The following is a 12,834-nucleotide window of genomic DNA, read 5'->3' as shown; positions in this document are numbered from 1 at the left end:
GGCGGCGAGCGCAGCTCGGGTGCCCGCGGTTGGGAAGATCGCAGCTACGGCAATCGCGATTCAGCTCCAGCTCCAGCTCCAACCCCTGCCCCTTCGGCAGATACCTGGGGCGCCCCAGCCGGTGAACCAAGCCGCGATGGTTTTGACGACGGCCGCAGCCGCCGCCGCCGCGGTGGTGGTGATCGCCCAGCCACCCCAGCCCCCAGTGAGGATTGGGGTGATTACGGTGGCGCTGAAGGTTGAATTTGTTTTAAAACTTGCGGCTCTCCAGCGCTTTGGCGAGCCGTTCGGCTGCTTCTGCTAACAGCAGTTGCGGATCAGTTGCGGCAGCGGCAGTTGTGCTGATCTCTTCTTGACGCTTCAGATTTTGAATCGTGCGCATCACTGAAAACACAACAAGGCTGATTACAACAAAATTGATCAACGCCACCAAGAAGTTGCCAGCAGGCCATTGATTAATTTGACCAATTCCAAGGGATTTCAAGGTTGGAGTGAGTAATTGGCCCATCACCAAGCTCACTAAAGCATCAACAACCTTTCCGCAGGCACCGCCAATAACTACAGCGATGGCAAGTTCTATTACATTTCCTTAATGCTGAAAATTGCGGAAATCCCGCAAAAATTGTTTGACCATTGAATTTTTGATTTTGCCCTCGTGCTTTAGCAGCTAGTTACAAACCGCGCTCCTCTAATTGCAGGCAAGCGCTCTCCAGCACCTCTGGTCCAGCATTGGCTTTAGAAGCTTTTTCTACTAAGGCTCGGCGCCAATAGCGAGCACCGCTAACCCCTTCCACTAAATGAACCAAGTGGCGGGCAATGGGCCACAGCTTGCCCCCATCCCTGCACCATTGCTCCGTATGGGGCATAAGGCCCCGCAGCACCGTTGAGGCTCGAGCTGGAATCGCCTTTTCATCATTAAAAAGCTTTCGATCAACCTGGTTCCATTGCAGTGGGTGATGGTATGCGGCCCTTCCCACCATCACTCCATCAGCCCAATGCAAATGCTGCTGGCAATTTTCTAAGGTTTCTAAACCACCATTTAATTCCAATAACAGTTTTGGTCGGTCTTGTTTCAATTGCTGCACTAGGTCGTAACGCAGGGGTGGAACCGTGCGGTTTTGTTTGGGATCAAGGCCCTCAAGCCATGCTTTACGCGCATGAATAATGAATCGCTCGCTGCCGGCTGCAGCAACCGTATCAACGAAATTAAGAAGTTCCGCGTAGCTGTCGTGGTTATCGATGCCAATGCGATGTTTCACCGTGATCGGTAAGCCTGAGGAAGCAGCCATAGCTGCAACGCATCGGGCCACCCTTTCTGGATCAGCCATCAAGCAGGCGCCAAAACGCCCCTGTTGCACCTTGGCACTAGGGCAGCCCACGTTCAGATTTACCTCGCTGTAGCCCCAGGTTTTTGCCCATTGAGCTGCTGCCGCTAAAAGTTCTGGGTCGTCGCCCCCAAGCTGTAAAACCAAGGGTTTTTCGATTGGATCAAAGTTGAGCAGTTTGCTCTTATCGCCGTGATGTAGCGCCTGAGCTACCACCATTTCTGAATACAAAAGCGCGTGGCGACTCACCTGCCGTATCAGCACACGAAAGTGGCGATCGGTGTAATCCAGCATTGGCGCCACACTGAAACGATGGGCCGGAGGCTGATTTGCAGTAGCGCTTGAGGGGGTCACTAATCCATGCTGCAGCTTGATGTGCGTTTATTCAGCATGGCCGATTGGCAACGCCGTTCATTGCTGCAAGCCCTTGCTGCAGCCTTTGCCGCTTTTTGGCGTCCAGCCCCTACCCAAGCAGCAACAGAAGCAACTGATCCCGCCTGGCAATTAAGCCCAGCCCAATGGCGGGCCCGGTTAGCTCCAGCCGCGTTCAAGGTTTTGCGTCAAGAAGGCACTGAAAGCCCCTTTAGTAGCCCCCTAAATGCCGAGAAACGAAAGGGTATTTATCAATGCGCCGGCTGTGAATTGCCTCTATTTTCGAGTGTTACTAAATTTGATAGCGGTACAGGTTGGCCAAGTTTTTGGGCACCACTTCAAAAGGCGGTGGTTAGTAAAGTGGATTTCAAATTAATTGTTCCCCGCACTGAATATCATTGCCGTCGCTGCGGAGGTCATCAGGGCCATGTATTTAATGACGGGCCAAAACCAACTGGAAAGCGCTACTGCAATAACGGCGCGGCTTTAACTTTCAAGGCCGATGCCTGAGCTGGTGGTTGCAGGTGGAGGAGCTGCAGGTTTTATGGCGGCTATTACAGCTGCAGAGTCAGGTCTTAAACAGGTGCAGATTTGGGAAGCTACTGCCGAACCCTTGGCCAAGGTGCGCATTAGTGGCGGTGGGCGCTGCAACGTTACCCATGCCTGTTGGGATCCAGCTGAACTGGTAAGCAATTACCCAAGGGGTGAAAGACCATTACGGGGTCCTTTTAGTCGATTTGCAACAGGGGATGCGGTGGCCTGGTTTAGTGAGCGGGGCGTCGATTTGCAAGAGGAGGCTGATGGCCGCATGTTTCCTGTGAGCAATAGCTCTGCAACGGTGGTGGAAGCTCTGCGTTCCAGGGCGCAAGCTGTTGGCGTTCAGCTTTTTACCCAGCGGGCGCTGCAGGCGGTGAAACCTTTAAGCAACGGGGGTTTTGAACTGAAAGGTAGAGGCTTAGATAGCTCCATTTGCTGTGATCAGTTGCTGCTTGCAACGGGCGGACATCCCAGCGGCAGAAAGCTTGCCCAAGTATTGGGCCACGAACTGGTGGCGCCGGTGCCATCGCTTTTTACCTTGCGTTTAGATGCGCAGTTTTTGAGGGATTTAGCGGGGGTATCCCAGGGCTCGGTGCCGCTGGAATTGTTAGTTGGAGGTGAAAGTTTTCGTCAGAGGGGCACCGTTCTTATTACCCATTGGGGGGTGAGTGGTCCGGCGGTGTTGAGGCTTACGGCGTTTGCGGCTAGGGCCTTGCATAAACATCAATATCGCGCTGAATTACGCATTGATTGGTGTGAAGGGGCAAGTTTAGAAATCTTGCAGCAACAACTAAAGCGATCTCGCCAAGATTTAGCGCGCAAACAATTGGCTAACGGACGCCCAGAGATATTGCAGGGTCTTAAGCGGCGCCTTTGGTTGGCATTACTAAATCAAGCAGAGTTGAATCCAGCTACACCATGGGCAGAATTATCACGCCAAGCTGAGCAACGGCTGCTTCAAGTTTTACAACGTAGTGTTTATAAAGTGTTAGGGAAAGGTCCGTTTGGGGAGGAGTTTGTAACTGCGGGGGGAGTTGCGCTTGCGGAAGTGAATTTGGCGCGGATGGAAAGCCGAAAACAACCTGGTTTATTTTTTGCAGGTGAAATAATGGATGTGGACGGGGTGACAGGTGGTTTTAATTTTCAGCATTGCTGGAGTAGCGGTTGGATCGCTGGCAGGGCGATTACGGCAAATCACAATTCATGAATTTTCCATTTCGCGCTGATATCGAAGCGCTGAGGGGGGTGGCGGTTTTAGCGGTGGTGATATTTCATTTGTTTCCCAATATCTTGCCTGGTGGTTATGCGGGGGTGGATATATTTTTTGTAATTTCTGGTTATGTAGTTACCTATGCATTGCTTGCTAGGCAACAAAAAGATCAACAAAAAGCAATGGGGGTTGCCACTTTTTTGCAGCGCCGTTTCCAGAGAATAATGCCTCCTTTATTGGTAGCATTAATTTTGATTGCAGCAGTAAGCTATACGATCTACGAAAAGCGTTTATTTTATAGTTTTTCTGGTTTTTCGATTACTAGTTTGCTTGGAATATCAAATTTAAAACTGCTTGCGCAGCAAATAAACTATTTTAGTCCAGACCAATATTTAAACCCTTATCTGCATACTTGGTCTTTGGGGATTGAGGAGCAATTTTATTTAATTTATCCGCTGTTCTTTCTTCCTTTTGTGCGTGGTGAGCGGCGCTGGCGATTTTGGCTTGCAGCAGTTGCACTTTTGCTTGCTTCTTTGCTGATCGCCTGGCATTGGTCTGAACTCAATGCCCAGCGGGCTTACCTATCTCCAATTAGTCGTTTTTGGGAGTTAGCAACCGGTGTGTTGCTTGCTTTGGCGGGGGCGTTGCCAAGGCTGCAACAACGATTAGAGAAGCTTAAAAACTTTGCACCTTTGGCCCAATGGCTTGCAGTGGCAGGCTTGTTAATTAGTTTTTGTCTGCTTTCAGACAAAGCTCCCTATCCACTTCCAGGCGTATTGCTACCTGTTTTTGCCAGTGGGGTATTGCTCAGCTTTGGCGTTGTAGGCCCCCTTAAGGCCTTAGTGCAGTGCCATCTGTTGCGGTTTTTAGGAAGGATTTCATATTCGCTTTACCTCTACCACTGGCCGTGCATTGTGTTTTCCCGCTATCTATTTGGAAACCAATCCGGCTATTGGTTGCCAGCAGCGCTGGTTTCCACTTTGATTTTTACCTGGCTTTCTTATCGCTTTGTGGAACAGGGCCCTGGGCGCAAGGCCTCCCTGGTTCAGCTGGCTGTGGCTGGGGGTTTGGGATTAGTGAGTTTGATTGGCTTCGAAAGCCAAGCGGAACGTTTACGTGTCCCCCTTGGCCTGGCAACTTTCTCAGAATTGGCATGGAATGCGAATGATCCGCAACCTATTAATCAACTGCTCGGCAGCACTGCAAAAAATAATAATGATGCTGCGGCTATTTCCCTCACTCCTGCGCAAATTAAGCAACTAACGCCCGGGCTAAGCCTGCAGCTCAGCCTTTTGCAGTCATCAAAAGTTAGCGTTTTGGATCCGCAGCAAGTGTTGCGTGGTGGGGAGCAGCGTTTCTTTGTTGTGGGTGATTCCCATGCCGGTTCTTTGGTGGCGGCGGTGCGCAGCATGGTGGCTGCAAAACCTGGGCTGGTGGGTTTGCTTATAACACCGCCTGGAATGGGGGGCTGTTCATTAATTTCTTACAGCTTTGATCTTTCCCGTTGCAGCATTTATGAAGCTCAAGCTCTTGCTTTAGTGCAGCGCTTTGCAAAGCCCGGTGATCGTTTGCTTTTGCCGAGTTTACGGATGCCACGCTTATCTCCGCGGCTTAGTTTTGCTCCATATATCAATCCAAAAACTCCGTTAATGGGGCCAAGCTTTGAACCAGGGTTGCAGAAATTGCAACGCCAAGGGGTGCGCATTGGCTTGCTTGCCCCCTGGCCTGTTTATAACGTTTTAGGTAAACAATGCCTTGGCTGGCAGGAAAAATTGAAACTTGAATGCCATCAATCCCGCCAGGATTTTGAAAAAGACCGAAATCCTGCTCTTCAGCGCTTACTGCAGCTGCAAGAGCGCCTGCCGGGGCTGCAAATTATTGATCCCATTAATTTATTTTGTGATCAACAAAAATGCAGCAGTAGCCTTGGCGGACGGCCTTTCTATTCAGATCACGACCACCTCAGCGCCTACGGCAGTGCAGCCCTCGGCGAATGGTTGCAACTTCAGCCTTAAATTAATCAACCAATTTTATTGAATACGCTAAACATTGGTAGATACATAGCAAGTAAAATAGAGCCAACAATGCTGCCAACAATAACAATCATTGCGGGCTCAAGCATGGTGGTAATTGTTTTTATAGCTACAGCAATTTCATCTTCATAGAAATCAGCAATTTTTGAAAGCATCACATCCATTTGGCCGGTTTCCTCACCAATTGCAATAAGGCTTAATGCCATTGCTGGAAATAATCTTTGTCTTCCCAGTGCCTGGCTCAGGCTGCCCCCTTCCTGCACCTCTAATCTTGAGGCCACCACTGCATTTGCTAACACTTTATTTCCCACACTATCAGCAACAATTTTCAGGCTCATCAAAATTGGTACCCCAGCTCGACTCAGGCTGCTGAAGGTGCGACAAAATTGGGCAGTATCCGTTTTTTCAATTAAATCGCCAAATACAGGTAATTTTAAAAGTAACCCATCAATTTTTAAGCGACCTTCTTTACCCCTATATGTCTTACGTATTAACCAATAAATAAATATTAGCATTGCCCCAAGCAAAATAATAAGCGGGGAGCGTAGAATAGCGCTTAAATTTAGCATTAATATTGTAAAAGCAGGCAGCTCTGCTCCTAGCTCTTTAAATATTTCTGCAAATGTTGGTATTAATAATATTGTCATTCCAAGAAATACCAGCACAGCGATCAGCAGCACCGTGAGGGGATAGCTTAGTGCACCCCTTATTTGATTTTGTAATTTAGCATTATTTTCTAGTAATTTTGCTAGCCGTCTTAACACCTCTTCTAATACTCCACCTGCTTCTCCAGCTTCCACCATTGTTATCATTAGCGGGTCAAATACTTGGGGCCAGAGCCTTAAGCTATCTGCAAGTGAACTGCCTTGATTTACCTCTGTCGACACTTTTTGTAAGGCCCGTTTGAAAAGGGCTTGGCGTTGTTGTTTGGTAATTAAATCTAGGCTGCGAACGATAGGTACTCCCGCTCCAACAAGTGCAGCAAGTTTATTTGCAAATAATGCTTTATCCTTTACTCCGGGGCACTTCTCAAAGTTAAACTTAATTTGTGGGATAGATGCATGTAACTTTACATCATTTTCTGCTATTTTTAGATTCAAAGCTAATATGCCGCGTTGGCGTAGATTACGTTTGGCTTCTGCTATGTCGTAGGCTTTTACTTTAATAAGTTGTTCTCTTCCGTTTGAATTTAGGTAGCTGCCTATATATGTATGTTTATTCATGGTGCCCCCATCAATAGATTTTGTAGTTCGCTTAGCCTCCCGGTTTTTGTTAAGGCTTCGGCAGTGCTAATCTGCTTATTATTTATGAGATTTGCTAAACATTGTTCCATTGTTTGCATGCCAAACTTGCTGCCAGTTTGTAATTGAGAATATATTTGTGCTGTTTTACCTTCGCGAATTAGGTTTGCAATAGCGTTGTTATTTATCATTATTTCTTGTGCCATCACCCTGCCAAAGCAGCCGTTACTTTTATCAATAGTTCTGCATAGTGTTTGCGCAAATACCGCCAGTAGGCTGCCACTAAGCTGCATTCGGATCTGGCTTTGTTGTGCCGCTGGAAATACATCAATTAGCCGTTCAATCGTTTGGGCAGCCGAATTTGTGTGCAATGTTGCAAACACTAAATGGCCTGTTTCTGCAGCGCTGATTGCTAGTTGAATTGTTTCAAGATCCCTTAGTTCGCCCACTAGAATCACATCTGGATCCTCCCGTAGCGCTGCCCTCAGAGCATTGGCAAAACTGTGGGTATCCTCACCTAACTCCCTTTGATGAATTAAACTTTTGGCCGGTTGATATAAAAATTCAATCGGATCTTCCACTGTTATTATGTGATGAGCTTTATTTTGGTTTATATGTTCAAGTATTGCAGCAAGGCTGCTGCTTTTGCCTGAGCCGGTCGGGCCTGTAACCAGCACCAAGCCATTGGGGCGATCGATGATTTCAAGTAGCGATTGTGCCAGGCCGAGTTGTTTAAAACTTGGTATTTTATTGCCAAGCGATCGCAAGCAGGCGGCCAAGTTATTTTTCTCCTTGTAAACATTAAGCCGAAATCTTGAAACATCTTTAAGCTCATATGCACAATCTAGTTCGTAATTCTTCTCTAATTGCTGCTGCTGCTGGCTACTCAACAATGAGTAAATTAGTCGTTTAATCTCCCCGCTGCTAAATCTATTGTTTGTTAGAGGTTGTAAATCGCCATTAATGCGTCCGTAGGCAGCTGAATTTGCTGATATATGTAGATCGCTGCCACCAGCTGCCAGCAGCGCCAACATCAAGGCACTCATTTTTGGATCGATTGCTGCATCCATACTTTTTATCGCTCTGCTGCTGCAGTGTTCCCCCCTATCTGTTTATCTCGTAGTTAGGCAGTATGGGCAGTCGAGCCATTCGTCTTGCAAGCCGGCATTACAGCCTTTGCAGGTGGCATTACTAACTTGTTTTTGGCGTATTTCCTGTTGCAGGCCTGAATCTGTTAGCAAGACCCTTTCCACTTCATCAAGGCTGGTGTGACCCTGTTTAGCCAGGCTTATGCCACTGCCTAGGAGTGTTTTCATACCATTAGCTAACGCCAATCTGCGCAATTCATTGCTACTAGCCCCTTTGCCAATTGCTGCCGATAATTCATCGTTGATGCGCATCAGTTCAAATACACCGATGCGGCCCCGATAGCCCAGGCCATTGCATTTATCGCAGGAGTTTGTTTTTGGTGCACGTTTGAAGTTGATGCTGCTGCCCTCGCTTGCTTTTAAACCGAGGCGAGCAAGTTCAATTTCCTCGGGTTGGTGCACCTCGCAGCAATGGCTGCATAGTCGCCGCAGAAGCCTTTGCGACAGCACACCCACAAGTGCAGCACTAAGCAGGAAGGTTTCTACCCCCATTTCGCTAAGGCGGGCGACAGCGCTTGGGGCATCGTTGCAGTGCAGGGTTGTGAGCACTAGATGGCCTGTAAGTGCTGCTTCAAGGGCGGTTTTGGCGGTTTCCAGATCGCGGGTTTCCCCCACCAGCAACACATCTGGGTCTTGACGCATAAATGCTCTGAGGGCCTGAGCAAAATCAAATCCCTTTTCCCTGTTTACCTGGGTTTGGGTGATACCCGGCAGGGTGTATTCGATTGGATCTTCAACGGTGGAAATATTTAGTTCCGTGTGATTGCGTTCTGCCAATAAGCCGTAAAGAGTGGTGCTCTTGCCTGAACCAGTGGGGCCGGTAACCAGCAAAATCCCGTATGGCCTGCGACCGATCTCCCGCAGTTCTGCAAGCACCAAGGGATCACTGATTAATTTCTCTAAACCCAGCAGCGTGGTGCTGGAATCGAGCAAACGTAAAACCAATTTTTCGCCAAACCGGCTGGGCAGCACGTTTAAGCGGAAATCCACAGTGCGGCCTTTGTAGTTCCGGCGTATTCGACCGTCTTGGGCTAAGCGCCGTTCAGCGATATCAAGATCGGCCATGATCTTGAAACGGCTGGTGAGGGCAGGAATAACTTTTGCGGGCAGGGGTTCAAAGGCGTTTTGCAACACCCCATCGAGCCGCAGCCTTACCCGCAATTCATTTTCCTGGGGTTCTATATGAATGTCGCTGGCTTTGCTATCGAGGGCCTTTAACAAAATGCGATCTGCTAGCTGCACCATTGGAGATGCATTGGTATTTGCCGCACTTTCTTCAAGGGGCGGCTCTACAAGAGCTTCTGGGCTTGCAAAATTGTCAAATTTGTTGCTTAGTTCAAATTTTTCCATGCCGCTCCATGCCGCAATGGCTCGTATTTGTTTTCAGGATGGCGGGGTTTCCCGACCTTGATTCAGGGGTAGGGACCCCAGCAAAATAATGAAATCTGTCGGGTTGCCGCATGAACGAAGATTCCCCCGCTTCCTCTGCTCCTGAGCAGGCAAGCATTGATACGCCCATATCTATGGAGGAACAAACGATTCCTGCGGCCGAAGCAACTGTTGAAAACGAATCTGTAGCTGCAAACGAATCAGTTGAAGCTGATCTAGCCAGCCTGCGGCAGGAGAATGAAGTGTTACGCGGGCAATACATGCGTATTGCAGCAGATTTCGATAATTTTCGTAAACGGCAGCAACGGGAAACGGAAGATTTGCGGCTGCAATTGATCTGCAGCACCCTTAGTGAAATTTTACCGGTGGTGGATAACTTTGAGCGGGCCCGTCAACAGCTGAATCCTGAGGGAGAAGAGGCCCAAGGATTGCATCGCAGTTACCAAGGTTTGTATAAACAATTGGTAGATGTGATGAAGCAGTTGGGGGTATCGCCGATGCGGGTGGAGGGTGAAGCTTTTAACCCCAGCCTCCATGAAGCTGTACTCAATGAACCAAGCGATAAATACCCAGAAGATGTGGTTATTGAGGAACTTCAGCGCGGATATCACCTCGATGGCCGTGTGTTGCGCCACGCCATGGTGAAAGTTTCTATGGGTCCTGGCCCCTCAGGAGCAACCAACGATTCGAACAGCGATGCAGCCACTGCTGAGGGTGAAGGTAATAACTAATGGCTGATTATTACGAACTGCTGGCAGTGCCTAGAGATGCTGATGCTGAAACTTTAAAACGTGCTTATCGGCGTTTAGCGCGTCAATATCACCCAGATGTAAATAAGGATCCTGGCGCAGAAGATAAGTTCAAAGAAGTTGGAAGAGCCTATGAAGTATTAGGAGATCCGAAAACTCGGGCCCGCTACGATCAATTTGGAGAGGCTGGCGTTTCCGGTGCAGCCGGCGCTCCAGACATGGGCGACATGGGTGGGTTTGCTGACTTATTTGAAACTTTCTTTAGTGGTTTTGGTGGTGCTGCAGCGCCGGGTCAAAGGCAGCGCGGTCCCCGTCAAGGGGACGATTTGAGATTTGATCTAAATATCAGCTTCAAAGAGGCGGTATTTGGTCAAGAAAAGGAAATCCAAATTCGTCATTTGGAAACCTGCGGTACTTGCAAAGGCAGTGGTGCAAAGTCTGGCAGTGGTCCGGTGAATTGCAGCACCTGTGGTGGCGCTGGCCAGGTGCGCCGCGCTACCCGCACCCCCTTTGGCACTTTTACCCAGGTGGCTCCATGCCCTGCTTGTGAAGGTAGCGGCCAGGTGATTGCTGATCCCTGTGGCGATTGCGCCGGCCAAGGAGTTCAACAAGTGCGTAAGAAACTAAGAATTAATATCCCCGCTGGTGTTGATTCTGGCACGCGGCTAAGGGTTAACAGCGAAGGAAATGCCGGCGTGCGCGGCGGCCCCTCTGGTGATCTTTATGTGGTGTTATTTGTGCAGGCCGATTCAAAATTGCGCCGCGATGGTATCCATATAAATTCGGAATTAGCAATTAGTTATCTACAGGCAATATTGGGTGATCGCCTTCAGGTGGAAACGGTTGATGGACCTGAAGAGTTTCAAATTCCCCCCGGTACTCAGCCCGGCACTGTTCTCACCCTTAAAGATCGAGGTGTACCTCGCTTAGGTAATCCAGTAGCCCGTGGTAATCATATGTTTACAGTGAAAGTAGTTGTGCCTCAGAAATTAGAAGCAAAGGAGCGTGAGTTACTTGAAGAACTTACTACTATTGCTAGAAGCCATCCCAAAGGCAAAGGTTTATTTGGTGGTCTGTTTCAATGATTAGTTTGCCATTGCGGTTTTTATAACAGTGCTTGATTTACGCGGCACCCCATGTCCGCTTAATTTTATTCGCACCAAGCTGGCCCTTGAAGCATTAGCACCAGGCAAGTTGTTGCAGGTTTGGCTTGATGGCGGTGAACCTGATCGCATGGTGGTGGAATCACTTGAGGGATCTGATCAAGTGCAAGAACTAGTAAGAGATCCGCAATTAGATGGTTCGGTGCAATTAAGAATTCTCCGTGGCTGAACTGCCGCGGGCTCAAGTGATGGCCCTAGAGGCAAATTTTTGTAGGGTGAGGTTAGAAAATCCCGGGCCCGCAGAGCAGCGTCTACTGCTATGCACCCGTCGTTCCCGCCTTGCCCATGAAGGTGCCCAAGTGATGGTGGGGGATTGGGTAGGCCTTGAGGGGATCGATTGGCTTGATGGCCGCGCTGCAATCGCAGCCCTTGAGCCGCGGCACAGCTGTTTACAAAGACCAGCATTAGCAAATGCTGATCGGGTGGTGGTGGTGGTGGCGTTAGCCCAGCCCAGCCTTGATCTTGATGGCCTCAGTAGATTTTTACTAAGCGCAGAAACCACAGGTCTTGAGGTGTTACCGCTGCTAAGTAAGGCGGATCTTGTTACACAACAAGATCTAAACCAATGGCTAGAGCGTATAGGAAGTTGGGGATATGAACCGCTTAGTTTTAGCCTTAGTGATTCTCCAGCTATCGAGCGGTTGAGAGAACGTTTAGATGTTGGAATATCAGTTCTTTGCGGCCCCAGCGGTGTTGGTAAGAGCAGTTTACTGAATTCCTTATTGCCTGAGTTGCAGCTTCGCACAGCTGCGGTTTCAGGCAAGTTGCAACGGGGACGCCACACCACGCGCCACGTGGAATTATTCCCATTAGGTAATTCCGCTTTATTAGCTGATACCCCTGGATTTAATAGACCTGAACTCCCAATTAAACCAAAAGATCTAGCTTATTTATTTCCTGAGATTCGTAATCAATTAAAGGCTGGGGTTCTTTGTAAATTTAATGACTGCCGCCATTTGCAGGAGCCCGGATGCGAATTGGAACGCAGCTGGGAGCGTTATGGCTTTTATGCGGAACTAATTAGCCATTAAATCCTGGCAGATTTAGATTTAATCCACCGGTAAGTTCTTCCATTTTCCCTTTCATCGTGGCGCTTGATTGGGCATAGGCATTTTGTAAAGCTTCCAGGGTGGCGGCTTCGGTGGCCTCTTTCCCTTGGCTCAATAACTCAGCGGCAAGTTCTACCCGTAGGGGTTGTTGGTTACCGGTTAGCCAAATGCTGGCTAGGCAATTCACGCTGGTGCCTTCAATTTCCATTGCGTCCAGCTCTTCTTGTAGCTTTTGCGCGTCCTGCTGGATTTGCTGTGCCTTTTTGAAAGCTTCTGTGAGCTGTCCGAAGTTGGGTAGTCCGAATCCAGCCATTGTTCTTTTTGTTGTTTTGTTTATGTTAATCCGCAACCTGCTAGCTCTGTAAAACTTCCTAATCGGATCACCTCAGGATGCAGCCAGATACCATGGGCTTTGTTAACTTCCATTTGTAGATATTTAATTAAAGCGTCGATGTGAGCTGCTGTTGCACCACCATTATTAACAATAAAATTTGCATGTAGATCCGATACTGCCGCTGCACCGATGCAATAACCTTTAAGATCAAGCGCTTCAATTATGCGACCTGCTTTTTGTGGTTCAGGGTTGCGAAATACACTGCCGCAACTGGGTAAGTGATA

The 12,834-nt window shown here is 48.6% G+C and carries 13 protein-coding genes and 2 pseudogenes; 8 read left to right on the top strand and 7 right to left on the bottom strand.

The features are described from left to right. Positions 1 to 243 (top strand): annotated as a pseudogene (locus tag AC2JC8_RS02165) (hypothetical protein); the annotation flags it as partial. 7 nt (positions 244 to 250) lie between these two features. Here the strand turns inward: AC2JC8_RS02165 and AC2JC8_RS02160 are convergent. Both AC2JC8_RS02160 and dusA read right to left on the bottom strand, forming a co-directional pair. After that, positions 251 to 556 carry an MscL family protein gene (locus AC2JC8_RS02160; RefSeq protein ID WP_484594142.1) on the bottom strand — a complete coding sequence of 102 codons (306 nt, stop codon included), beginning with the start codon at positions 554 to 556 and terminating at the stop codon, positions 251 to 253. A 115-nt stretch (positions 557 to 671) separates the two neighbouring features. Further along, the gene (gene dusA / locus AC2JC8_RS02155; protein ID WP_484594123.1) at positions 672 to 1,679 is read right to left on the bottom strand and encodes a tRNA dihydrouridine(20/20a) synthase DusA; all 1,008 of its coding nucleotides are present in this window, start codon (positions 1,677 to 1,679) and stop codon (positions 672 to 674) included. Positions 1,680 to 1,685: 6 nt separating this feature from the next. Here dusA and msrB point away from each other — a divergent pair, with 6 nt between their 5' ends. From msrB to AC2JC8_RS02140, 3 genes are read left to right on the top strand one after another with little or no spacing between them, the layout of a single operon-like run. Further along, entirely contained in the window at positions 1,686 to 2,207 is a 522-nt protein-coding gene (gene msrB / locus AC2JC8_RS02150) for a peptide-methionine (R)-S-oxide reductase MsrB (protein ID WP_484594122.1), read from the top strand. After that, the gene (locus tag AC2JC8_RS02145; protein WP_484594121.1) at positions 2,200 to 3,441 is read left to right on the top strand and encodes a BaiN/RdsA family NAD(P)/FAD-dependent oxidoreductase; all 1,242 of its coding nucleotides are present in this window, start codon (positions 2,200 to 2,202) and stop codon (positions 3,439 to 3,441) included. Before msrB ends, AC2JC8_RS02145 begins: the two co-directional genes overlap by 8 nt. Continuing rightward, entirely contained in the window at positions 3,399 to 5,459 is a 2,061-nt protein-coding gene (locus tag AC2JC8_RS02140) for an acyltransferase family protein (RefSeq protein WP_484594120.1), read from the top strand. Before AC2JC8_RS02145 ends, AC2JC8_RS02140 begins: the two co-directional genes overlap by 43 nt. Before the next feature lie 5 nt (positions 5,460 to 5,464). Here the strand turns inward: AC2JC8_RS02140 and AC2JC8_RS02135 are convergent, their stop codons facing one another. The 3 genes from AC2JC8_RS02135 to AC2JC8_RS02125 are packed head-to-tail and all read right to left on the bottom strand — an operon-like array spanning position 5,465 to position 9,216. Continuing rightward, on the bottom strand, positions 5,465 to 6,700 hold the full coding sequence (locus tag AC2JC8_RS02135; RefSeq protein WP_484594119.1) for a type II secretion system F family protein: 1,236 nt from the start codon (positions 6,698 to 6,700) through the stop codon (positions 5,465 to 5,467). Beyond that, a complete protein-coding gene (locus AC2JC8_RS02130) occupies positions 6,697 to 7,776 on the bottom strand; it encodes a type IV pilus twitching motility protein PilT (RefSeq protein ID WP_484594141.1) in 1,080 nt (359 codons plus the stop codon). The genes AC2JC8_RS02135 and AC2JC8_RS02130 overlap by 4 nt, the downstream gene beginning before the upstream one ends. A 54-nt stretch (positions 7,777 to 7,830) precedes the next feature. Then, positions 7,831 to 9,216, bottom strand: a complete 1,386-nt coding sequence (locus tag AC2JC8_RS02125) for a GspE/PulE family protein (protein WP_484594118.1) — start codon at positions 9,214 to 9,216, stop codon at positions 7,831 to 7,833. 110 nt (positions 9,217 to 9,326) lie between these two features. On the opposite strand from AC2JC8_RS02125, the gene grpE reads away from it, so the two are divergent. Genes grpE through rsgA form a run of 4 tightly spaced genes read left to right on the top strand, consistent with a single transcriptional unit; the run spans position 9,327 to position 12,198 of the window. Beyond that, on the top strand, positions 9,327 to 9,986 hold the full coding sequence (grpE, locus tag AC2JC8_RS02120; RefSeq protein ID WP_484594117.1) for a nucleotide exchange factor GrpE: 660 nt from the start codon (positions 9,327 to 9,329) through the stop codon (positions 9,984 to 9,986). Continuing rightward, entirely contained in the window at positions 9,986 to 11,089 is a 1,104-nt protein-coding gene (gene dnaJ, locus AC2JC8_RS02115) for a molecular chaperone DnaJ (protein ID WP_255133436.1), read from the top strand. Before grpE ends, dnaJ begins: the two co-directional genes overlap by 1 nt. A 22-nt stretch (positions 11,090 to 11,111) precedes the next feature. Continuing rightward, complete coding sequence (locus AC2JC8_RS02110; RefSeq protein ID WP_484594140.1) at positions 11,112 to 11,336, top strand: sulfurtransferase TusA family protein; 225 nt, start codon at positions 11,112 to 11,114, stop codon at positions 11,334 to 11,336. A gap of 19 nt (positions 11,337 to 11,355) precedes the next feature. Next, positions 11,356 to 12,198: a ribosome small subunit-dependent GTPase A gene (gene rsgA / locus AC2JC8_RS02105; protein WP_484594139.1), complete on the top strand. Its 843-nt coding sequence runs from the start codon at positions 11,356 to 11,358 to the stop codon at positions 12,196 to 12,198. Here rsgA and AC2JC8_RS02100 read toward each other — a convergent pair. Both AC2JC8_RS02100 and AC2JC8_RS02095 read right to left on the bottom strand, forming a co-directional pair. Next, positions 12,188 to 12,529 (bottom strand): YbaB/EbfC family nucleoid-associated protein, encoded by a 342-nt coding sequence (locus tag AC2JC8_RS02100; RefSeq protein ID WP_484594116.1) that lies wholly within the window; start codon positions 12,527 to 12,529, stop codon positions 12,188 to 12,190. The genes rsgA and AC2JC8_RS02100 overlap by 11 nt on opposite strands. Before the next feature lie 20 nt (positions 12,530 to 12,549). After that, positions 12,550 to 12,834, bottom strand: a pseudogene (locus AC2JC8_RS02095) (UDP-N-acetylmuramate dehydrogenase); the annotation flags it as partial.

Source organism: Synechococcus sp., from assembly GCF_982614295.1.
This window is presented reverse-complemented; position numbering and strand designations above follow the sequence as displayed.